General features: G+C 36.9%; 26 protein-coding genes and 1 other annotated feature (1 of these 27 cut by a window edge). Of the genes, 2 read left to right on the top strand and 24 right to left on the bottom strand.

What is annotated here, in order from left to right:
• Nucleotides 1–63: 63 nt before the first annotated feature.
• The 11 genes from MKX96_RS08565 to MKX96_RS08515 all read right to left on the bottom strand — a co-directional run bounded on the left by MKX96_RS08565 (nucleotide 64) and on the right by MKX96_RS08515 (nucleotide 7,214).
• A complete protein-coding gene (locus tag MKX96_RS08565; RefSeq protein WP_169358043.1) occupies nucleotides 64–645 on the bottom strand; it encodes a ComE operon protein 2 in 582 nt (193 codons plus the stop codon).
• 68 nt (nucleotides 646–713) lie between these two features.
• Nucleotides 714–1,334: a helix-hairpin-helix domain-containing protein gene (locus tag MKX96_RS08560; protein ID WP_340883198.1), complete on the bottom strand. Its 621-nt coding sequence runs from the start codon at nucleotides 1,332–1,334 to the stop codon at nucleotides 714–716.
• 79 nt (nucleotides 1,335–1,413) lie between these two features.
• Nucleotides 1,414–2,154, bottom strand: a complete 741-nt coding sequence (locus tag MKX96_RS08555; RefSeq protein ID WP_298470412.1) for a class I SAM-dependent DNA methyltransferase — start codon at nucleotides 2,152–2,154, stop codon at nucleotides 1,414–1,416.
• Complete coding sequence (gene rsfS / locus MKX96_RS08550) at nucleotides 2,154–2,507, bottom strand: ribosome silencing factor (protein WP_169358040.1); 354 nt, start codon at nucleotides 2,505–2,507, stop codon at nucleotides 2,154–2,156. The genes MKX96_RS08555 and rsfS overlap by 1 nt, the downstream gene beginning before the upstream one ends.
• A complete protein-coding gene (gene yqeK, locus MKX96_RS08545; RefSeq protein ID WP_169358039.1) occupies nucleotides 2,504–3,079 on the bottom strand; it encodes a bis(5'-nucleosyl)-tetraphosphatase (symmetrical) YqeK in 576 nt (191 codons plus the stop codon). Before yqeK ends, rsfS begins: the two co-directional genes overlap by 4 nt.
• Nucleotides 3,069–3,641, bottom strand: coding sequence for a nicotinate-nucleotide adenylyltransferase (locus tag MKX96_RS08540; RefSeq protein WP_340883197.1), 573 nt, complete (start codon nucleotides 3,639–3,641; stop codon nucleotides 3,069–3,071). The genes yqeK and MKX96_RS08540 overlap by 11 nt, the downstream gene beginning before the upstream one ends.
• Entirely contained in the window at nucleotides 3,638–3,943 is a 306-nt protein-coding gene (gene yhbY, locus MKX96_RS08535) for a ribosome assembly RNA-binding protein YhbY (RefSeq protein ID WP_169358037.1), read from the bottom strand. Before yhbY ends, MKX96_RS08540 begins: the two co-directional genes overlap by 4 nt.
• Nucleotide 3,944: 1 nt before the next feature.
• Nucleotides 3,945–4,760, bottom strand: a complete 816-nt coding sequence (gene aroE, locus MKX96_RS08530; protein WP_340883196.1) for a shikimate dehydrogenase — start codon at nucleotides 4,758–4,760, stop codon at nucleotides 3,945–3,947.
• 12 nt (nucleotides 4,761–4,772) lie between these two features.
• On the bottom strand, nucleotides 4,773–5,876 hold the full coding sequence (gene yqeH, locus MKX96_RS08525; RefSeq protein ID WP_298470404.1) for a ribosome biogenesis GTPase YqeH: 1,104 nt from the start codon (nucleotides 5,874–5,876) through the stop codon (nucleotides 4,773–4,775).
• Nucleotides 5,873–6,394, bottom strand: coding sequence for a YqeG family HAD IIIA-type phosphatase (locus MKX96_RS08520; RefSeq protein ID WP_169358034.1), 522 nt, complete (start codon nucleotides 6,392–6,394; stop codon nucleotides 5,873–5,875). The genes yqeH and MKX96_RS08520 overlap by 4 nt, the downstream gene beginning before the upstream one ends.
• Nucleotides 6,395–6,431: 37 nt before the next feature.
• Nucleotides 6,432–7,214, bottom strand: a complete 783-nt coding sequence (locus MKX96_RS08515) for a phosphatidylserine decarboxylase (RefSeq protein ID WP_340883195.1) — start codon at nucleotides 7,212–7,214, stop codon at nucleotides 6,432–6,434.
• A 90-nt stretch (nucleotides 7,215–7,304) separates the two neighbouring features.
• Here MKX96_RS08515 and pssA point away from each other — a divergent pair, with 90 nt between their 5' ends.
• Both pssA and sigK read left to right on the top strand, forming a co-directional pair.
• Nucleotides 7,305–7,844, top strand: a complete 540-nt coding sequence (pssA, locus tag MKX96_RS08510; RefSeq protein WP_169358032.1) for a CDP-diacylglycerol--serine O-phosphatidyltransferase — start codon at nucleotides 7,305–7,307, stop codon at nucleotides 7,842–7,844.
• A 115-nt stretch (nucleotides 7,845–7,959) separates the two neighbouring features.
• Nucleotides 7,960–8,697: an RNA polymerase sporulation sigma factor SigK gene (gene sigK / locus MKX96_RS08505; RefSeq protein ID WP_169358308.1), complete on the top strand. Its 738-nt coding sequence runs from the start codon at nucleotides 7,960–7,962 to the stop codon at nucleotides 8,695–8,697.
• Here the strand turns inward: sigK and MKX96_RS08500 are convergent.
• From MKX96_RS08500 to alaS, 13 genes are all read right to left on the bottom strand, one after another.
• Nucleotides 8,694–8,822 (bottom strand): hypothetical protein, encoded by a 129-nt coding sequence (locus tag MKX96_RS08500; protein ID WP_340883194.1) that lies wholly within the window; start codon nucleotides 8,820–8,822, stop codon nucleotides 8,694–8,696. The two genes, sigK and MKX96_RS08500, sit on opposite strands and share 4 nt — an antisense overlap.
• Nucleotides 8,823–8,884: 62 nt before the next feature.
• On the bottom strand, nucleotides 8,885–9,577 hold the full coding sequence (mtnN, locus tag MKX96_RS08495; protein ID WP_169358031.1) for a 5'-methylthioadenosine/S-adenosylhomocysteine nucleosidase: 693 nt from the start codon (nucleotides 9,575–9,577) through the stop codon (nucleotides 8,885–8,887).
• 84 nt (nucleotides 9,578–9,661) lie between these two features.
• Complete coding sequence (locus MKX96_RS08490; RefSeq protein ID WP_340883193.1) at nucleotides 9,662–10,333, bottom strand: YrrS family protein; 672 nt, start codon at nucleotides 10,331–10,333, stop codon at nucleotides 9,662–9,664.
• Nucleotides 10,334–11,039: 706 nt separating this feature from the next.
• Nucleotides 11,040–11,513 carry a transcription elongation factor GreA gene (gene greA, locus MKX96_RS08485; protein ID WP_251555598.1) on the bottom strand — a complete coding sequence of 158 codons (474 nt, stop codon included), beginning with the start codon at nucleotides 11,511–11,513 and terminating at the stop codon, nucleotides 11,040–11,042.
• Nucleotides 11,514–11,625: 112 nt separating this feature from the next.
• Nucleotides 11,626–12,264 carry a uridine kinase gene (gene udk / locus MKX96_RS08480; protein ID WP_251555599.1) on the bottom strand — a complete coding sequence of 213 codons (639 nt, stop codon included), beginning with the start codon at nucleotides 12,262–12,264 and terminating at the stop codon, nucleotides 11,626–11,628.
• Nucleotides 12,264–13,538, bottom strand: coding sequence for a peptidase U32 family protein (locus tag MKX96_RS08475; RefSeq protein WP_340885930.1), 1,275 nt, complete (start codon nucleotides 13,536–13,538; stop codon nucleotides 12,264–12,266). The genes udk and MKX96_RS08475 overlap by 1 nt, the downstream gene beginning before the upstream one ends.
• Before the next feature lie 55 nt (nucleotides 13,539–13,593).
• The gene (locus MKX96_RS08470) at nucleotides 13,594–14,523 is read right to left on the bottom strand and encodes a peptidase U32 family protein (protein ID WP_340883192.1); all 930 of its coding nucleotides are present in this window, start codon (nucleotides 14,521–14,523) and stop codon (nucleotides 13,594–13,596) included.
• Nucleotides 14,524–14,528: 5 nt separating this feature from the next.
• Complete coding sequence (locus MKX96_RS08465) at nucleotides 14,529–15,161, bottom strand: O-methyltransferase (protein WP_340883191.1); 633 nt, start codon at nucleotides 15,159–15,161, stop codon at nucleotides 14,529–14,531.
• Nucleotides 15,162–15,347: 186 nt separating this feature from the next.
• Nucleotides 15,348–16,466, bottom strand: a complete 1,119-nt coding sequence (gene mltG / locus MKX96_RS08460; protein ID WP_340883190.1) for an endolytic transglycosylase MltG — start codon at nucleotides 16,464–16,466, stop codon at nucleotides 15,348–15,350.
• Nucleotides 16,467–16,563: 97 nt separating this feature from the next.
• Nucleotides 16,564–16,857, bottom strand: coding sequence for a DUF1292 domain-containing protein (locus tag MKX96_RS08455; RefSeq protein ID WP_251555603.1), 294 nt, complete (start codon nucleotides 16,855–16,857; stop codon nucleotides 16,564–16,566).
• Nucleotides 16,858–16,868: 11 nt separating this feature from the next.
• Nucleotides 16,869–17,288 (bottom strand): Holliday junction resolvase RuvX, encoded by a 420-nt coding sequence (gene ruvX / locus MKX96_RS08450; protein ID WP_169358024.1) that lies wholly within the window; start codon nucleotides 17,286–17,288, stop codon nucleotides 16,869–16,871.
• Nucleotides 17,289–17,290: 2 nt separating this feature from the next.
• Nucleotides 17,291–17,557 carry an IreB family regulatory phosphoprotein gene (locus tag MKX96_RS08445; protein WP_053588802.1) on the bottom strand — a complete coding sequence of 89 codons (267 nt, stop codon included), beginning with the start codon at nucleotides 17,555–17,557 and terminating at the stop codon, nucleotides 17,291–17,293.
• A 76-nt stretch (nucleotides 17,558–17,633) separates the two neighbouring features.
• The gene (gene alaS / locus MKX96_RS08440) at nucleotides 17,634–20,267 is read right to left on the bottom strand and encodes an alanine--tRNA ligase (RefSeq protein WP_340883189.1); all 2,634 of its coding nucleotides are present in this window, start codon (nucleotides 20,265–20,267) and stop codon (nucleotides 17,634–17,636) included.
• 85 nt (nucleotides 20,268–20,352) lie between these two features.
• Nucleotides 20,353–20,460: a binding site (T-box leader), on the bottom strand; it runs 108 nt beyond the window's last position.

The following is a 20,460-nucleotide window of genomic DNA, read 5'->3' as shown; positions in this document are numbered from 1 at the left end:
TTAGTAGCCTTGTCGATTCAAATGCTGCTAGAGTAGCAAGTAAAATGGACAAGGCTACATATATTACATTACCTTGGATTCCTCCAAACCGAATAATTCTGCCACCTTCCTCTCATAAGGCAGAAGTTCCTCCTCACTTGCTCCCTTGTCCCTTAGCTTCGTTATAAGCTCCATATAAAGGGTTACCTTCTCGTCACTAAGGAAATCAATCTTACGCTCGTCAAAGGGCACGTGAATGGTCTCTACGCCTGCTTTGTTCAGTAATTCTATTGCATAGGAATTATTTTTATAGTCTTGCGCATAGTACAATCTTGCAATACCAGCTTGAATGATTGATTTCGTACAAGGTAAGCATGGGAAATGGGTCACATATAAGTCTGCTCCACCGACTGTAATACCATATTTTGCACATTGTAAAAGTGCATTCATCTCAGCGTGCACAGTTCTAACACAATGGTTATCAACTACATAACATCCATCATCGATACAATGCTCCCCACCCGATATGGACCCATTATATCCTCCAGCCATGATTCTTCTATCCCTTACAATGGTAGCTCCAACTGCTAAACGTGTACATGTGCTTCTTAGTGCTAATAAGTGGCTTTGTGCCATGAAAAATTGATCCCATGTAATTCTCTCCATATTAAATACCCCCTAAATAATACTTCTTTTAGTTTAAATCTTTCATGGATAAACTTCAATCAAGTCTATTATTTAACAGTGATATAAGTTTCAAGCTTTTCAAAAGTCTTTTGACCGATTCCAGTAACCTCCATTAAATCCTGAACAGATTTAAAACCACCATTTTCCTCTCTATAAGAAATAATAGCTTCAGCTTTTGCCGGACCTATTCCAGGTAAAGAGGTCAAGCCTTGTATATCTGCTTTATTAATGTTAATCAGCTGATCTTTTGATGAACTGGTAGCGGAATTAGCAGGGGTTACAACCTCTTCACCAACTAAAGGGACATAAATTATCATCTCATCTTCTACTTTTTGAGCATGATTAATTGTTTTACTATCACCTTCAGGCAAATACCCACCCGCTAGTTCTATAGCAGTTAACACCCGATCACCATTTTCGAGTTCATAGACTCCTGGATTTTGGACAGCTCCTTTAACTTCTATAAATATGGAGTTATCTTCTTCAATGTTTATTGTTTCTACAGTTTCTTGTAAGTTTGTATCGTCTAAAAGGGAGGGTTGTATTGGTTCAGCCGAGGGGACAGCTGAAAAAAATTGCTTTTGAAGAAATAGAAACACTAGGAGAGTTAATACTCCAATAGGGAGTATCAGCTTTTTAAGCTTACTAGGTTTAATCTTGGGGATCATGCATCAGCCTCTTTTCTTAAAGAGGTAAATGATATGGAGATGTACAAAATATACCAAATTTACCTCTTCTTGAAAAGAGTTATTTCACTGCACGTATAAAATATCTTTCAATTTCATCGGTGGGCTGTTCGTCAAAAATATTCGTTTCCGTATAAACTTGCGAAAATCCTACACGCTCTAGAAGTTTTATATAAACTTCAAGAGGAAAACTTCTTTGGTAATGGGATTCCTCAAATCTTTCGTAATAGCCTGATGCCGCATCACGGACGAAGAAAGTAATATCGTGGTAAATAGAATGTTCTTCTTCTCCTTGCTCCGTGTTCCATATATAAGCTACCTGCTCATCTTCATATGTAAATGGTCCATCAGGAAATATATGATTCATTTTATATTCCGAATGAATGTCAAAGAATAACTGACCTTCTTCATTCAATGTAGAATAGACCTGTAGAAAGGTTTGTTCTACCTCTTCTAAAGTTTCCAGATAGTTTAATGAATCTATCGCTATCACTGCAACGTCTACATCGGAAACACCATCTATATCGGTCATAGACTGGCACACAAACGTTATATCTGTATTCTGCTCGGTGCTTCTATTTTGGGCAACTGTCAGCATTGACTCAGATAAATCAATGCCGATCACTTCATACCCAGCTTTTGCAAAGCTGACACTTAGTACACCTGTGCCACAGCCTATGTCCATTAAACGTTTATTTTTCAAAATAGGTGCTTTAGCCAGCACCCATTCTGCATATTTATCATATGGTATATCTGACATCAACGAATCGTAGATGAAGGCGAACTGGTCGTAAGTAGACATTATGCGTCATGTCCTACTTCAATCATTGGAGCATCGCCCCATAGACGTTCTAGGTTATAATAAGAGCGCTCATCTTTATGGAATACGTGTGCTACCACGTCTCCCATATCAACTAATATCCAACGAGCCTCATCGAAGCCTTCCATACGTTTTACATTGAATCCAGCTTTATCTGCTTGTTCAAACAGTTCCTTTGCAATCGCTTGAACTTGACGATCTGAGTTAGCGTGACAAATTAGAAAGTAATCCGCAAGTAAAGATACGCCTTGCATATTTAAAATTACAATATCCTCCGCTCTTTTGTCGTCTGCCGCTTTATAAGCTATTTCTACTAATGATTTGTTTGAAGTCATTCTTTCACTTTTCCTCTCTTTTGTATCAAGTCATTATAACAATGAAATGAATCCGGAAAAACCGGCTGTCTTTTTTTGATCAAAAATGTCATGCTGTGCTGGACGCAACTAAGCATCCCTTCTTCTAAATCTTGATTTGCAATTTCCCTTAATACTTCTACTCCAGGGAAACTTCTACTAGGTTCAATCATATCTGCAATATAGACGATTTTTTCTAAGTTAGACATCCCTGCCCGGCCCGTCGTATGATACTGAATAGCATTAAGAATATCCGCGTCTTCAATATTAAACTCCTGCCTTGCTACATAGCTTCCCACAGGAGCATGCCATAATTCATGATGAAAATTTAAAAGCATCGGGTCCATTTGCTCTGAGATAATTATTTCTTTCAGCCAGGACTTTTCTGCATATTTTACACTGTCATGTAATATGCCAGCAATTTCAGCTTTTTCTATATCCTCACCGTATTTAGCTGCAAGCTGTGTAGCTGTCTCGGCTACACCTCTCGTATGGATAAAACGGCGCTCCGGCATTCTGTCTTTCATTTGAAGAAGCATAGATTCAAATTTCATACAGATTCTCCTTTTGAATGTATTCTCTAACCTGAGCAGGAATTAGAAATTTTGTTGTTTCTCCATTCTTCAGTCGTTCCCGTATGACAGTAGAAGAAATATCGATCTGGGGAATATCTAAGGTAATAATAGGATATGCAGAAACGATAGAGGTATTTGGTCTTGCAACACCAACCAAACGCACTAATTTTAATAGATCGTCAATACGGTGCCATTTAGATAAATACTCTACCTGGTCTCCGCCAATGATGAAATAAAACTCGGTGTCTGCTTCTTGCTCTGTTAATATTTGCATCGTGTCAACAGTATATGAGGTTCCCCCTCGAATAAGCTCAATCGTTTCAATAGCCATATATGGCACCTGTTCAATAGCAAGCTTTAGCATTTCTAATCGCTGTTCAGAAGTCACTCTTGTATCCTTTGATTTATGTGGAGGAATAGCATTCGGCATCAGTCTTACTTCATCTAAATGAAGTGCATGAAACACTTCATTTGCAATGATTAAGTGGCCAATATGTGGAGGGTTAAAAGTCCCCCCCAATATCCCTACTTTTTTTGTCATGCACGATTCACTTTTGGAAGCTCAATTCGTTTGTTGTTTTTAGACTGCTTGTACAAAACAACCGTTAAACCGATTAACTGGACAAGCTCTGCTCTAGTGCCTTTTGCAAGTGCTTCTGCCACCTCGTGCTTTTCATCCTCACAGTTTTGTAAAATACTGATTTTGATCAATTCACGTACTTCCAATGCTTCGCTAATTTGCTTAGTCATTGCATCATTTACTCCACCTTTACCTACTTGAAATATTGGTGATAGATGGTGAGCTTGACTACGTAAAAATCTTTTTTGTTTACCTGTTAACATATTATCCTCCTAATTGCTCTGTCAATCGTTGAATCATATCATCTGTATTCGGATAACTTCCGTTCCAATATGAAAAAGCTAAGGCACCTTGATGTACAAGCATACCTAAACCGTTAATTGTTCGAACATTGTACTTTTCTGCTTCCTCTAAAAAAGGGGTAACTAAAGGATTATATACAATATCCGCAACAATTGTATACTCTTTAATACCTTTGAGTTGAATAGGAAGCTCTTTACTATTACTTTTCATACCAAGAGGAGTTGTTTGAACAACCACATCAAACGATTGTAATTGTTCCTCTGCCTCTAGGTATGTAATTGCTTGACCAAATTGAAGCTCATCTACAAGTTTTTTTGCATTTTCTAATGTACGATTTGCAACTGATAGATTTTTATATCCCAGCTGCTTAAAGGCAAATATAATTCCTCTAGCTGCCCCGCCTGCCCCGAGCATCAATATTTTATTGGATTGGTCGGTTTCTCCAAGCGAACGGATAAATCCTAATCCATCCGTATTATAGCCCACGAATTCCCCTTCATCTGTTTTGACGACTGTATTTACAGCTCCAATTTTGGCAGCTGATTCATCCAGGCGGTCCAAAAAAGGAATGATGGCTTCTTTATATGGTACCGTTACATTCCATCCACTACACCCTAGAAGCTTTAAACCTTCGATAGCGTCCTTTAGCTTCCCTTCCTTCACATGAATAGGAATGTAGCTTGCATTGATATTTTGCTCCTGTAGCCAAGCATCATGCATATAAGGTGATAAAGAATGGGCAATTGGATTACCTATGACTGCAAACCATTTCTTCAAACTTACTTCCCCCTAAATAAGAGATGGACGAATAGAAACCTCTACACCAGCAGGAGCATGGGCTGCTATCACAACTCCGCCTTTTTGCACAGTTATCCAACCAAGTCCTGAAAATACGATATCCGTTTTATCATCTTTTATCTTAAATTCATGTCTTACTAAAGGTGGTAATAGGTCTATAAATTTCTCAGAAGGTGGTGACAACAATTGACCGCGATGCTCTTGCCATAAAGTATCAGCATTCTCAAGCTTCGTACGATGAATTGGAATATCGTTTGCTATATGACAAGTAAAGGCAGATCGTTCGCCCTTTATAAAATCAAATCGGGAAAGTCCTCCAAGATAGAGGGTTTGCTCACTATTTAGTTGGAAAACCTTTGGCTTCACTTCTTTTTTAGGTGTGATATATTTCAGCTCCGATGGATCTAAGAAATGGGCCATTTGATGATGATTAATGATTCCTGGAGTATCATATAGAGCTTTTTTATCGTCTAAAGGTATCTCAATCATGTCTAAGGTTGTCCCAGGAAAATGAGAAGTAGTGATAACTGCTTCTACTCCGGTAGCCTGTTTAATAATCCTGTTTATAAATGTAGATTTACCAACATTGGTACAGCCTACTACGTAAACATTTTCACCTTTACGATAATGCTCTATGGCTTCCATAGCTTCTGGCATACCAGTACCTTTATGTGCACTGACAAATAGAACATCAATTGGTGATAAGCCTAGTTTTTTTGCTTCTTGCTTCATCCAATTGATTACTTTGTTTTTCTTTACGGATTTAGGCAGTAAATCTGCTTTGTTTGCTACTAATAGTATTGGATTGTTACCAACAAATCGGTGTAGGCCAGGTAGCCAGCTTCCGTTAAAATCAAAAATATCTACAATCTTCACTATTAGTCCTTTTTTTGTTCCTAAACCATTTAAGATTTTTAAGAAATCATCGTCGGTTAAAGATACCGGCTGCAACTCATTGTAATTTTTTAAACGAAAACAACGTTGGCAAATAATATCCTCTTTTTCTAACGAAGAAACAGGAGCATATCCTGGATCTCCAACTACCTCGGTTTGGATTACTGTTCCACAACCTATACATTTTGGTGCTTCTGTCACGCTTCTTCCTCCCATGTAACTTGTCCTTTTTTGTCCAAGTAACTAAAAATTCTTCTCTCCACCATACGATTGAACTTCGTCACGAAACCATCTGATTTTGCGACAGGTATCACTAAAATGGTATGGAGCTTTTGTCTATTTCCGCCAAAGACATCCGTTAATAGCTGATCACCAATAACTACAACTTCCTCTTTTTTAACGGACATTATACTTAGAGCATGACGAAAAGCCTTTCCTAAAGGCTTTTTTGCTTTATATATAAAAGGAATCCCTAATGGATCTGCAAATGACTTAACACGTAATTCATTGTTATTGGATACAATGGTTACTTGAATACCTGCTTCTTTCATATTAGTGAACCATTCTATTAGCTTAGGGGTTGCATCTGGTCGATCCCATTCAACTAATGTATTATCCAAATCTGTAATAATTGCCTTTACGCCTTTTTCCTTTAACATTTCCGGTGTTATATGAAAGACACTTCTAACAAATTCACTTGGTATAAAATTTGAATACAAAGACAAACACTCCACTTCGACACTTTTTCTTTAACGATTATAGCATATTTGCGACTCTCTCACCCATTCGAATAAACTTTCCAGGAGTTATTTCTCTTGAAAACTCTATACTGTCTTCTTCAAATAACAAAACTACTGTTGAACCGAAAGAAAAGTAACCTACCTCTTCTCCCTTTTTCCATTCTAACTCCCTATTAGTAAGTTCAATGGAATTGACGAACATTGCCCCCACTTTAATGTGAAAACAACGCTTATCATTAGGCATCAAAAGCTCTGTTAATAGCCGATAGTTGCCACTAATTGTTTCTTTACCATAAGCTAGACCCCATTTGTTCACTGGATAGGATTTTTTTCCTAGTACATACTGTCGAGTAACCTTACCATCAATTGGGGAATGGATTCGGTGATATTCCGCCGGGCTTAAATATAAAATGATAAATTTACCTTTTTCATATTCTTTACCTATTTTGTCGGAGCCGAGCATATCATAAAGCGTGTATGGTTTTCCTTTTACATGAAAAATTCCATCATACGTTATATCCCCGAAAGTTTCAATAGTCGCATCTACTGGACTTATAATTCCGTTGGCAGCAGGGTCTATATTTCTACTATTTTGTTTTAATGGGCGAACAAAAAAATCGTGCAATGTAGAAAATTCATGGAGATGACATGGCATTTCAGAAGGATCTATATTAAAATGTTTCATATAGGCAGGTATTATTTTCTTACTGAGATTAGACTGAGCAAAGCCTTTGATTAAAGATGATGACCACCTACCATTGGTCAGCTCAATCATAGATTGATATATTTTTTCTTTCATTTCTTAGTCTCCCTATAAAAATTTACTTACAATTTTTGTTTACTCGAAGTATAATGAACAAATATGTTATTTGTAAAGGAGTGATTTGCAATGTATTTACAAAATGCTATGACTCAAACAATAAAAAAACTAAAAACGCAGGCTGCTAATATGATAACAATTGGTAATTTAGCATTCGGTGGAGCAGCAATTATGGCTACAGTAAATGAATACTACACGTTTAGCGTGTTATTTATATTTATAGCAGGCTTGTTAGATCGTTTTGATGGCATGGTTGCCAGAAGATTCAACTTAGAGTCAGAGCTTGGTAAACAATTAGATTCGATGAGTGATATTATATCATTCGGAATTGCACCTGCTCTTTTAATGTACTCCTTAGTTTTACAGGAATTTAGTATTGCAGGAATGATTATTACTGTTATATATATAGCTTGTGGCGCATTTAGATTAGCCCGCTTTAATATTTCTGAGTCAAATGGATTTTTTACAGGACTACCAATTACGGTTGCCGGAGTAATTTTAACATTATCATACTTCGCTATTAATTTTGTTCCGCCAGTTACGTACATGTTTTTATTTATTATTCTTGCATTATTAATGATTAGTACCTTTACTTTAAAAAAGGTCTGATATGCTTTAAGCAATTATATATTTCTTAAAAGGCGACTGCAAATGCAGTCGTTTTTTTCATATTTTGTCGTAATTCCACATATATTGAAAGTATAACTAGATGGAGGTGAACATAATTTCCGGTCTTCTAACCGCATTTATAAACATGGTCATCGATTTGCCACTTGTGCTTGGTTATTTAAAAGGGCAGGCGTTCCATCAGCCCCTTTCTCCGGAGGAAGAACAAGTAATGATTCAACGTTTTCTAGATGGAGACCTCACAGCAAGAGATGAACTAATCGAACGTAATATGCGGCTTGTTGCACACGTAGTTAAGAAATTTCATCCGAAGCATGAGCTTTTAGATGACTATATATCAATAGGGACAATTGGGCTGATGAAAGCTGTTAATAGCTATACACCTACCAAGAAAACAAAATTAGCAACATATGCTGCTCGCTGTATTGAAAATGAAATTCTTATGTATTTGCGTTCATTAAAAAAAGTTCAAAAGGATATTTCTTTACATGAGCCTATTGGAATGGATAAAGATGGACATTCTTTAGAAATCACCGATTTACTACAAGGACTGGATAAAAGCTCGGACGAACAGCTAGTGGAAGAAGAAGATACCAATCGTTTATATAAACACCTATCCCAACTGGAGAAACGAGAGCTAGATATCATCGTTCGTAGATATGGACTATTAGGCCATGAGCCAATGACTCAAAAAGAAATTTCTAAGCAATTAAAAATTTCAAGAAGCTATGTTTCTCGTATTGAAAAGCGTGCGCTTGTAAAGCTCTATCAGTATTACATCCATGAAAAAAACTCTCTTGATGGATCAAACACCAAGAGAGCTAGAGAAAATTAATCTTCACTTGTTTCGGCAATCATTACAAATGCTAATACAGCTGTAACCAAAACAGACATAGCCATGATAAAAACCATTTGATCTCCCCCTAGACTATTGTGGAAAGCTTTTAATACTTTCATCATAGCACATATAGGAAATACTAATTACATGCATTCTATGCTATAGTTTGTCCAATTAATGACAACTAAATGTTTTCAATTACACGAAGCACTATTTGTGTGGAATGCTTAGCTGCAACTGGCAGAAACTCATCAAAGCTAATCGAGGATTCTTTTCCTGCTATATCGGAAAGAGCCCGAATAACTACAAATGGCACTGAAAATTGATGACAAACCTGCGCGACGGCAGCAGCTTCCATTTCACAAGCTTTCATAGAAGGAAAATAACTCCGAACTAGTTCTACTCGTTCTGGATTATGCATAAAGGTATCACCAGTAGCAATTAAGCCTGTTGAGGCCTGATGCTCACCGATTTCATTTACCGCATCTTCTGCAAGCTTCATTAAACGCTCGTCCGATTTAAATGCAGGTGGCATTTGAGGAACCTGTCCCATCTCATATCCAAATGCAGTTACATCTACGTCATGATGTCGAACTTCATCTGAAATGACAATTGCTCCTACTTCTAGCTGAGGATCATATCCGCCAGCAGATCCTGTATTAATGACATAATCTGGCTTATACTCATTTAAAAGAATAGCAGTAGACATGGCTGCATTAACTTTACCAATTCCACTTTTCAACAGGATTATTTCATGGCTTTTATATGTACCAGTTGTAAACTCACTATTTGCAATTTCTATAGTCTTTGCATTTTCAACCGCATTTCTTAATAATTCTACTTCTTCTTCCATTGCTCCAATTACAGCAATCTTCATTATTAAAAACCCCTCTCTAAAAGTACTTCTTTTAAAGTAAAGGAGAGCGGCACTTTAGTCAAGTACCGCTCCCACATTGTATATTTATTTTGCTGATAACAGCTTTTCTTTTTTGGTTGGCTTCCACCCTTGACCATCGACCCATTCTAAAGATATGCGATAAATTTCTTTTCCATCTTTAGATGTAACGGTTCCTATAGATTTTTGTGGACTTCCACCATTACCCAGAAATTGGACAATCATATTAGAAGGGTCTAAGTTTGCCGCGTAAGCTAATGCGTCAACCTTCTCTTCCCAATCTACTGTATCCTTCGTATAACTCGAGACATGTTCTCCTACTTGAGCTGTCCCTATTGGTTCCCATGAAGGGTCTACTACCACAGCCTCAACATTTGGATCATCGGATTCTTCTGTAATTTCATTTGAGCCGTCAGAAGATGAGCCTGACTCTGTGGTCGAATCATTGTTTTCAGTGGCTGTTTCGTTTTGTTCGTCCTCTTCGGCTATTTCCTCAGTAGTCAATTCAATGTCTTCTGATTCCTCTTCTTCGACTTCACTACTCTCTGAAACGGATTCAGTTTCCTTTGGGTCTTGGGCAATATCTTTTTCCTCTTTATCACCTGTCACTAAATTAACAACAACTATAATGATTAACAGAAGAACTACTCCAATTAGGACATTCAATATTGTATTTGTTTTTTTCTTACGATTATTTTTGTTTAAGCGTGAATTAATTCTTTGATTTTGCTCTGACATACTCTTCCTCCTTTTAAAGATAGAGAACTATTAATATTAGACGTGAATATAGACACTAAGTTTCATAACATTAGGTGCTAACTAATTTAATACATAAAAATCCTTTTAGCAAGTCTCATTTTTATTCCAAAAATTATATGTTGAAGAATTTTAAAGAGGAGAAAACAAAATCCATTATAGATATCAATAAGCGACGGGAGATCGCTTATCGCTCCCCCCGCGGAAAGCGTCCGACTAGAGCGGAGATCAATTCTACTTCATTCTTAGAAAATCTCTAAAAGGCATGGTTCATTTGTGTGGTTTTCATTTATGAAATGGACTCTGTTAGTTGCATCTTATTAATAACATTTTCTAGTTAATCGCTAATTTATCTATATTGATTGAAGCGACAGGCGGCGACTCCAGCGGGAGGAGGGAGACAGATAAGACATCACAACCACGCGCGATAGCGATGGGTGATGGCTTATCGCTCCCCCCGCGGAAAGCGTCCGCCGAAAGCGGAGATCAATTCTACTCTATTCTTAGAAAATCATGTAAGCTACTAAAGTTGAATTAATGTGAACAAAAAGAAAGAGTCTCGACTTCCTCCTACACCTGCCTCTACATATACAAAGAGACTTTTGTCTCTAAAATTCATTTTCCTGAAATTTAAAATGAGGAGTAAACATATAAATGTCTACTCCTCATTTTTAAAATATAATGTTTTTTATGAAATAGAAATAATTTCTACATCCATTTCTCCGCCTGGAGTAAGGATTTTCACTTTATCTCCTGTTGTTTTTCCAAGTAAGCCTTTAGCAATAGGAGAATCGTTTGAGATAAGACCTTCTAAAGGATCAGCTTCAGCAGACCCAACGATTGTGTAGCTTTCTTCATCTCCATCTGGAATTTCAACAAATGTTACTGTTTTACCTAAAGAGACAACATCATTATTATCTTCCTCTTCGATAATCACAGCATTTCGAATCATGGATTCAATTGTAGAGATTCTTCCTTCAACAAAAGCTTGGTCTTCCTTAGCAGAATCATACTCCGAATTCTCCGATAAATCACCGAAGCTACGAGCTATTTTGATACGTTCTACGACTTCTTTACGTTTTACAGTTTTTAATACTTCTAATTCTTCTTCTAGTTTACGTTTACCTGCTACAGTCATCGGAAATTGTTTCTCAGTTGACACTTCCATACACTCCTTTAAAATCCCTCTTTATAAACATATATTTCCTATTCATATGCTTCGAGTTAAAATGATATGAATTTAATGAAATATTTGTAAATCTTTCATCATCATATTATACAATAGCATTAGTTTCAAGAATAGTTTTTATTTTTGTAACCATTAAATCGATTGCTACCTCATTTTGACCGCCTTCAGGAATAATTACATCTGCATATCTTTTAGTAGGCTCTATAAACTGATTATGCATCGGGCGAACGACTGTTAAATATTGCTCTACTACAGATTCTACCGTACGGCCCCTCTCATGAATATCACGTAAAATTCTTCGAATAATACGTAAATCTGAGTCTGTATCTACAAATAATTTAATATCCATGAGGTTTCTTAAACGCTCGTCCTCTAGCACTAGTATACCTTCTAAAATAATTACATCCTTTGGTTGGATCAGGACTGTCTCGCTTGAACGCGTGTGCTGTGCGTAATCATAAATTGGTTTTTCAATTGCTTTGTCGTTCAGCAAATCATTTACATGCTGAATAAGTAGGTCATTGTCAAAAGCAAAGGGATGATCGTAATTTGTATTCAATCTTTCTTCAAAAGCTAAATGGCTTTGGTCTTTATAATAATAATCTTGTTCAATAACTACTACTGAATGGTCTTTAAAAACTTCACTAATTGCTTGGGTAACGCTGGTCTTTCCTGAACCGGAACCACCAGTGATACCTATGATAAGCGGAGTACGTTTAGCCATTAGTTTAACCCCTTTCTCATCATGTTGTTTGGATATAATTTAGTCGGACATGTAAATTGAACTATTTCTAAGGGATGTCTTGCTGCATCTAGAACTTTTCCCTTTTCATTTTTAAGTTCACCAATTACTAATCGAACGTTGTCGATTTCGGGTCCAAAGAATTCCACTTCATCTCCTGGCTTGAAGTAGTTTCTCTGCTGTAATGTTACTACTTGTGTTTCATCGTTATAGTCTAGAACTAGCCCAACAAAGTCATATCCAAGTTTTTTGTCATGAACGCCATACATTTGTTGTTCAACACCAGGCTCACCCTCAAAGAATGCTGTATCTGCTTCTCGGTTTGCACACTTTTCAAGCTCTTCCAACCATTCCTGCTTCATAACAAAGTTTTCTGTGTCCGCACAGTAAGCATCGATGACTTTACGATATACACTAATAACTGTAGCTATATAGTGAATAGATTTCATACGGCCTTCTACTTTTAGTGAATCAATTCCCATTTCAATCATTTTAGGAATAGATTCAACTAGCTTCAAATCTTTTGGACTCATAGCAAAAGGAGTATCTTCCTCTTCAAATAATGCTTTCTCTTCTCCATTAGAGCTTGCTTCGTAGAGATCGTAGTCCCAACGACATGATTGACAGCAGCCGCCTCTGTTGGAATCACGAGCAGTCATATGATTAGAGAGTGTACATCTACCGCTATATGCTATACACATAGCTCCATGGATAAATGTCTCAATCTCTATATCCACTTTTTCTTTCATTAGCTTTATTTCTTCACCGCTTGTTTCTCGAGCTAAAACAACTCGGTGTAAGCCTTCTTCCTTCCAATATTGGACTGCTTTCCAGTTAGAAAGGGATTGTTGAGTACTTAGATGAATTTCTAACTTAGGAGCTGCCTCCCTACAGGTTTCTATAATTAAAGGATCTGCAACAATAATTCCAGTTACTCCTGCAGCCTCTATTGACTTTAAATAATCCTCTAGCCCGTCCATATTTTCGTTATGAGCAAAGATATTAGTTGTAACATAAATTTTTGCTCCGTATCGATTGGCAAACTCGACACCCTCACGCATTTCATCAATGGAGAAATTACCTGCGTTTGAACGTAAGCCAAACTCTCTACCACCTATAAATACTGCATCTGCACCATAATGGACAGCAATTTTCAATTTTTCTAGACTACCGGCCGGAGCCAATAACTCAGGCTTTTTCGTAATGACACGTTTGCCGTCGACTAATTCACTTATTTCATCTATTTTCGTGTTTATCACATGAATTCTGTCCTTTCTGAACCGAAAATAATTTCAGCTAAGAGCTACGCAATTAGTATACTGTTTCTTTAAAATAGAATCCGGTATCCAAGGGTCTAAGTGGAGGTTGAATAGCTTCAATTTTCTTAAATAGTTCCTTTTTAATCTCTTTATAAGCTGATCGTGATTCATAGTACGCGTCAATTGCCTGACGATAGTAGCTAGTGACTTCCGTTACATATGACGTTTCATGGAGAATGCCATCAATTTTCAAGCTATCCACTCCTGCATCTAAAAACTCATCTAACTCATCAATCATACAAATATCATTGGGACTAAAAATATGGGTTCCATTTTGATCTTCGAAGATAGGGTACTTATTCGATCGCTCTTTATCATGTAAAAACATATTTCTATTTTGAGAGCGATTTTCCACTTCCATTGCTTTATCTTGAAAAAGAAAATAGTTGCCGATTAAAGATCGCTTTGACTGGAACATACACGTCATTCCGTGCACCTGCGCCTCTATTTCGACTTTTGCATTTTCCTTTATATCTATCACTTCTTCTAAGCTAAGCTCACGAGCTAAAACAGCTCTTGTAGAACCACGTTTTCCCCAATAGTTTGCTGTAAAGAAATTAGTAGCTGTTTGTTCGGTATTCCAATGAAGAGGTATTGTAACTCCCGCCTCTCTCCTTGCAATAATTACTGCCGGGTCACCAAATACAATTGCATCTACACCGATTTCTTGTATTTTCTGCAAATAAGGGCCAAGTTCATCTACTTTGTCATTGTGAAAAATGCCGTTCATGGCAACGTATATTTTTTTATTATGTTCTTTTACTAGCTTTGTCGCTGCTTGAATATCATCTAGTGTAAATTCTCCTGCTAGCCTTAACCCAAAATACTGTTCGCCTACTAAAAAAGCATCTGCACCCGCCTGTAGAAGCTCTCGTATGTGCTCTACATTTTTAGGTGTCACTAGTAATTCTGCTTTTTTCATGCTTGTCACCTCTTTATACTTACTAGCATTCCGTCTCCAACAGAAAAGAATGCTGTGTCATAGTCTGGATGCTGCATTAACCATTCCATAAACTGATGCTGGTTTCGCACCATGGTTCTTTTCCTTCTCGGCACCTCTTCTATTGGAAGCTCGGAGAGACCGTTTAACAATATATTATCACAGTAAATAACGCCCCTATCGTTTAACAAAGGTGCGTACTTTTCAAAGAATTTTTTATATTGTCCTTTTGCAGCATCAATAAAAATAGCATCAAATCTTTGATAATTCAAAGCTTCCTCATCTAACTCTAAGGCGTCTCCAATAATGACTCTGATGCGTTCCTCCAAGTTGGCTCGGTTAATATATTTCTTAGCTAGCATTGCTTTTTGCTCATCACGCTCTACTGTGACAATAGAAGCATCTAGTTTGTCGGCCATGCGCATAGAAGAATAACCGATTGCTGTTCCAAGTTCTAAAATAGAGGTTGGCTTCTGTAAAGAGAGTAACTGTAGCAATACTTCCATTCCAGACAATTGCATAATTGGTACATGGTTTTCTTTTGCATAGCTCTCCATTTCAACAAAGATAGGTTCTCTCGGCTTAATTAGATTTTTCATAAAATCTTCACTGATGTTCATAGCTTAACTCCTTTTAGATGCAAGGTTATTTCGTTATGTAAACTGGAGATACCTCTGCTTCCCGAAATTCTACTCCTAAGTGTAAGGATAATCAACAGACAAATATAACCTGATACGTAAAAAACCCATCTTATAATAACATAGCAGGAGAAGGAAAGCGATAACCTTCCTTCTCCTGCATGCTTATTATTTTAAATGTTCGTCTATTTTTTGAAGATGTTCATCATATGTCTTTGAAAAATGATTTTTTCCTTCTTTATCAGCTAGGAAATAGAAGTATTCTGTCTTTTCTGGATCTAATGTTGCCTCTATGGACATTTTCCCTGCATTTGCAATCGGACCTGGTGGTAATCCTTTGTTTTTATACGTGTTATATGGATTATCATATTCTAAATCCTCAAATAATACTCGTTCCTTATGGCTACCTAAGGCATATAGTACAGTTGGATCGGTTTGTAAAGGCATATCGATTTCAATACGGTTATAAAAGACGCTAGCTATCTTTTCACGATCTGTTTGAGCAGTTGCCTCTTCTTCTAGTAAGGAAGCAAAAGTTAACAGCCAATGTACCGACTTTTCTTCTGCTTGTAGCAGCTCATAATAAGGAGCCAATGCTTTGTCCGTTTGGGCCAATAACAATTCTGCTATTTCTTCATTTGTAGGATTTTCCTCGTAAAATGGATATGTCGATGGATATAAATAACCCTCTAATGCGTAGCGGATATTTTCCCCTTTAATTTCTTCTGTTAACAATGTAGGATACTTACTCATCATTCGATCAACAAATTCTGCGTTAGTAACTAGCTCAAAGAATTCCTTAGAAGAATTTCCAGTCTTCTTTTCCACTACATCTCCAATTTGCTCTAGAGTCAATCCCTCTGGAATGGTTAAGGTTAGTAGTGGTTCCCTATAAATTTTTCCAGTTTTGAGACTTTCGATAATTTCATCTAAAGTCATATCCTTAGACAATGCATATGTACCTGCTTGAAAATCAGATTGGTTATTAAACTTAACATAGTATTTGAAAATCTTTGCATTTTTAATTATTCCATTTTTTTCAAGAGTCGAAGATATGCTATCGATACCTGAGCCAATTGGAATTTCAACAGTCACTTTCTCAGTAGAGTCAGGATCCATTGGTGAAAGAGCACCTTTTACATAGTTATAACCAGTGAATCCAGCTATAGCAATAACGACCAAGAGAACTAATGCAATTATCATTACTATTTTTCTAACAAGTTTTACTTCTTTTTTTTTGTTTTTCATCTGATCAAACATTATCTCTTTTTTTGATTTGTTTTCCACGGGCTTTCCCCCTTTATTCTCCCTTATTATACATGATGCTTCACAAAAAGAAAAAGGATGGAATGAGAATACTCAGTCCACCCTTTTTAGATTTGAATTAGTCTTCGTCTTCTTCTGTTTCATCTAAAAATGTGTTTAACATTTCTTCGATCATATCCCATTCAGCATCTGTCTCGATTGGATGTAAATCTCCATCTTCTCCGTTTTCATTTGGAGTGAAAGAAGAAGCATGAATTTCTATTTCTTCGTTCTCATCTTCTTCAGCACCGATTGGGTAGTAAAGTACATAAGATTTACCGAATTCATCTGATTCAAATGTAAATAATACGTTACAAAGCTGTTCATTTCCGTTGTCATCAACGATTGTGATATTTTCTTGTCCGTGGTCCATTTGTGGTCACCTCATCTGTTTTTTCTATCAAGATATCCTTGTAAAATCATTACAGCAGCCATTTTGTCAATAACTAGCTTGCGTTTTTTACGACTAACATCCGCATCTATTAACATACGTTCTGCAGCCATAGTTGTCAATCTTTCATCCCATAATGTTACTGGAAAGTTATATTTATCAGTTAACAGCTTGGCGAATTGTTCCGAAGCTTCTGCACGCGGTCCGATAGAATTATTCATGTTTTTAGGAAAACCTACAACGAACTCACTCACTTGATGTTGTTTTACCAATTCATCAATTCGTTCCATCCCAAATTCTTGTGCATCTTCGTTAATTTTAATCGTTTCAATTCCCTGGGCTGTCCAACCGAGGGCATCACTTATTGCAATGCCCACGGTGCGAGAACCGACATCTAAACCCATTATTCTCATAATTACGCCTCATTATTCTTTTTAATATAGAACTTAACTAGCTCCTCTAAAATTTCATCTCGTTCTAATTTACGGATCATATTTCGAGCATCTTGATGGCGAGGAATATAAGCTGGATCACCAGAAAGTAAATAGCCAACAATTTGATTTATAGAGTTATACCCTTTTTCCTCTAATGCAGAGTGAACCTGAAGCATCACATGTTTGACTTCTTGTTCCATCGATTCCTCTGGGAAATTGAATTTCATTGTTTTATCAAATGAACTCATGATCAGCACCTCGCTTTCAAATTGGTAATAATGTTTGCTTAGTTATTTGTTAAGTATACCCTATTTTTGAAATAGTTTAAACTGATTTGATATATTCGTAAACGGAGTTAAGTGCAAGCTCCAGCTTACTTGCGTCTTTAGCCCCAGCCATGGCAAAGTCCGGACGACCCCCACCTTTACCTCCACATTGTTCAGCGACTAGTTTGACAATATTTCCAGCATGGTAGTTCCCACCTACTAAATCCTTAGTCACTCCAGCAGAAATCATTACTTTTTCCTCATCTACTGCACCTAAAACTATGACAGCATTATCCATTTTTTGTTTTAAATCATCCATCATTTGTCTTAGCTGATTATTATCCTTAGCATCTACTTTAACAGAGAGCACAGTAATGTCATTAATAGTTTGAGCTGATGATAAAACGGAAGATGCCTGACTATTAGCGATTTTAGCAGATAAGGATTCATTTTCTCTTTGAATGTTTTTCAATTCACTTAACAATTGAGAAACCTTCATAACTAAATCCTTTGGTTGAGCTTTTACTAGTGAAGCAGCTTCCGTAAGAAGCATTTCTTCCTCTTTAATAACCTCAAACGCACCTTTTCCAGTAACTGCTTCGATACGACGTGTTCCTGCACCGATACCGCCTTCAGAAAGGATTTTAAAGTAACCTATCTCAGAGGTGTTTTTCACATGCACTCCACCGCAAAGCTCTAATGAATAAGCTCCCATTTGAACTACTCTCACAATATCTCCATATTTTTCTCCGAAAAGAGCCATGGCACCCATATTTTTTGCCTCTTCAATATTGTGATATCCAGTTACTACCGGGATATTATCCCACACCTTTTCATTAACTATACGCTCGATTGTTTCTAACTCTTCTTTCGTTACTTGCCCAAAATGAGAAAAGTCAAAGCGTAAACGATCTGGTCCAACATATGAGCCAGCTTGGTTTACATGTGTTCCTAGAACGTCTTTTAAAGCTTGATGTAGGATATGTGTTGCTGAGTGATTCTTTATAGTATGCCCTCTTAATGTTTGATCTACTGTAGCTACTATGTCAGCCCCAGCCGTCATTTCTCCAGACTCAATAATAACAGTGTGTAGATTTTGACCATTTGGAGCTTTTTGAACATCCTTTACAAAACCACGGAAATTATCATTTTCAATTGTTCCATGATCTGCTATTTGACCCCCACTTTCCGCATAGAAAGGTGTCTGGGTTAAAATAATTTTCACTTCATCGCCTTCTTGTGCAGAATTAACTAATTCTTGCCCAAGTACAATAGAGGTAACCTTTGTAGTGACACTTAACGTATCGTAGCCAACAAACTCACTTTCATCTTGTAAGTTACTAAAAACAGCAGATTGCACCTGCATAGAATCTACATTCTGACGAGCAGCACGTGCTCTAGAACGTTGAGCTTCCATTTCAGCTTTAAAGCCCTCATGATCAACTGTCATATTTGCTTCTTCTGCATATTCCTCTGTTAACTCAATCGGGAAACCGTATGTGTCATAAAGTGTAAAAGTAGTTGTTCCAGGTATAAATGATTCACCTTTTGAACGCTGCTCCTCAATTACTTTTTCTAAAATGCTAAGCCCGTCATGTAGTGTTTCATGGAATCTTTCTTCCTCTGTTTTAATAACACGCATGATGAAGTCTTTTTTCTCTGTAACTTCTGGATAGAAATCCTTCATGATTTCCCCTACTACAGGTACAAGCTCAAATAAAAATGGCTGATCGATACCTAGTTGTTTTGCAAAACGGACAGCTCTACGAAGAAGTCTTCTCAGTACGTAGCCACGTCCTTCATTGGAAGGTAAAGCACCATCTCCAATAGCAAAAGCAACGGTACGAATATGGTCAGCAATTACTTTGAAAGCTACGTCATTTTCCTTGTTTTGGCGATACTTCTTACCAGCAATTGTTTCAGTTTGCTCGATAATTGGCATGAAGAGGTCTGTATCAAAGTTAGTTGGAACATTTTGTACAACACTAGCCATACGCTCCAAGCCCATTCCAGTATCGATGTTTTGCTTTGGTAATGGTGTATATGTGTGATCTGGATTATGGTTAAACTCAGAGAAAACTAAGTTCCAGATTTCTAAATATCGATCATTTTCTCCACCTGGATAAAGTTCTGGATCATTTACATCATTACCATAGGTTTCACCACGGTCATAGAAAATTTCTGAGTTAGGTCCACTCGGTCCTTCTCCAATATCCCAGAAGTTTCCTTCTAAACGAATAATACGCTCTTCTGGAATACCAATTTCATCCTTCCAAATAACATATGCCTCTTCATCTTCTGGATGAATAGTAATAGATAGCTTTTCAGGTTCAAAGCCCATCCACTTTTCATCAGTCAAAAACTCCCAAGCCCAATGAATTGCCTCTTTTTTAAAATATTCACCGATTGAGAAGTTACCTAGCATTTCAAAGAACGTATGATGTCTAGCTGTCTTTCCTACATTTTCAATATCATTTGTACGAATAGATTTTTGTGCATTTGTGATTCTTGGATTTTCTGGAATTACACGTCCATCAAAATATTTTTTTAACGTAGCAACTCCACTATTGATCCAAAGAAGTGAAGCGTCATTAATCGGTACAAGTGGCGCCGATGGTTCCTGTGAGTGACCTTTTTCTATAAAAAAGTCTAAATACATTTGTCTAATTTGTGCACCAGTTAAATGTTTCATTTTTTCTTTCCTCCTAATAAAATTATTCCTCTTTAACAAAAGATTTGACGCTATGCAAAATAAAATAAAAAAAGCCTTCATCCCAAAAAGGGACGAAAGCTATTATTTCGCGGTACCACCCTAGTTACATAATAGAATACAACCTATTATGTCTCTTAAGAATCCTTAACGCAGATTTACGGCAGGTATTAGC

The organism is Psychrobacillus sp. FSL W7-1493, assembly GCF_038004905.1.
Classification (GTDB): domain Bacteria; phylum Bacillota; class Bacilli; order Bacillales_A; family Planococcaceae; genus Psychrobacillus.
The sequence above is the reverse complement of the archived record's forward strand: the minus strand, read 5'-3'. Positions and strand labels throughout refer to the sequence as shown.

Bases quoted from the DNA above. Each gene is read 5' to 3' on its own strand.
- yhbY (WP_169358037.1), bottom strand. From the start codon at position 3,943: ATGTTAACAGGTAAACAAAAAAGATTTTTACGTAGTCAAGCTCACCAT.
- MKX96_RS08565 (WP_169358043.1), bottom strand. From the start codon at position 645: ATGGAGAGAATTACATGGGATCAATTTTTCATGGCACAAAGCCACTTA.
- rsfS (WP_169358040.1), bottom strand. From the start codon at position 2,507: ATGACTTCAAACAAATCATTAGTAGAAATAGCTTATAAAGCGGCAGAC.
- mtnN (WP_169358031.1), bottom strand. From the start codon at position 9,577: ATGAAGATTGCTGTAATTGGAGCAATGGAAGAAGAAGTAGAATTATTA.
- MKX96_RS08540 (WP_340883197.1), bottom strand. From the start codon at position 3,641: ATGACAAAAAAAGTAGGGATATTGGGGGGGACTTTTAACCCTCCACAT.
- alaS (WP_340883189.1), bottom strand. From the start codon at position 20,267: ATGAAACATTTAACTGGTGCACAAATTAGACAAATGTATTTAGACTTT.
- MKX96_RS08490 (WP_340883193.1), bottom strand. From the start codon at position 10,333: ATGTCAGAGCAAAATCAAAGAATTAATTCACGCTTAAACAAAAATAAT.
- MKX96_RS08455 (WP_251555603.1), bottom strand. From the start codon at position 16,857: ATGGACCACGGACAAGAAAATATCACAATCGTTGATGACAACGGAAAT.
- yqeK (WP_169358039.1), bottom strand. From the start codon at position 3,079: ATGAAATTTGAATCTATGCTTCTTCAAATGAAAGACAGAATGCCGGAG.
- pssA (WP_169358032.1), top strand. From the start codon at position 7,305: ATGTATTTACAAAATGCTATGACTCAAACAATAAAAAAACTAAAAACG.
- MKX96_RS08445 (WP_053588802.1), bottom strand. From the start codon at position 17,557: ATGAGTTCATTTGATAAAACAATGAAATTCAATTTCCCAGAGGAATCG.
- MKX96_RS08470 (WP_340883192.1), bottom strand. From the start codon at position 14,523: ATGAAAAAAGCAGAATTACTAGTGACACCTAAAAATGTAGAGCACATA.
- MKX96_RS08560 (WP_340883198.1), bottom strand. From the start codon at position 1,334: ATGATCCCCAAGATTAAACCTAGTAAGCTTAAAAAGCTGATACTCCCT.
- MKX96_RS08465 (WP_340883191.1), bottom strand. From the start codon at position 15,161: ATGAACATCAGTGAAGATTTTATGAAAAATCTAATTAAGCCGAGAGAA.
- MKX96_RS08515 (WP_340883195.1), bottom strand. From the start codon at position 7,214: ATGAAAGAAAAAATATATCAATCTATGATTGAGCTGACCAATGGTAGG.
- MKX96_RS08500 (WP_340883194.1), bottom strand. From the start codon at position 8,822: ATGATGAAAGTATTAAAAGCTTTCCACAATAGTCTAGGGGGAGATCAA.
- ruvX (WP_169358024.1), bottom strand. From the start codon at position 17,288: ATGAGAATAATGGGTTTAGATGTCGGTTCTCGCACCGTGGGCATTGCA.
- udk (WP_251555599.1), bottom strand. From the start codon at position 12,264: ATGGCTAAACGTACTCCGCTTATCATAGGTATCACTGGTGGTTCCGGT.
- MKX96_RS08555 (WP_298470412.1), bottom strand. From the start codon at position 2,154: ATGTCTACTTACGACCAGTTCGCCTTCATCTACGATTCGTTGATGTCA.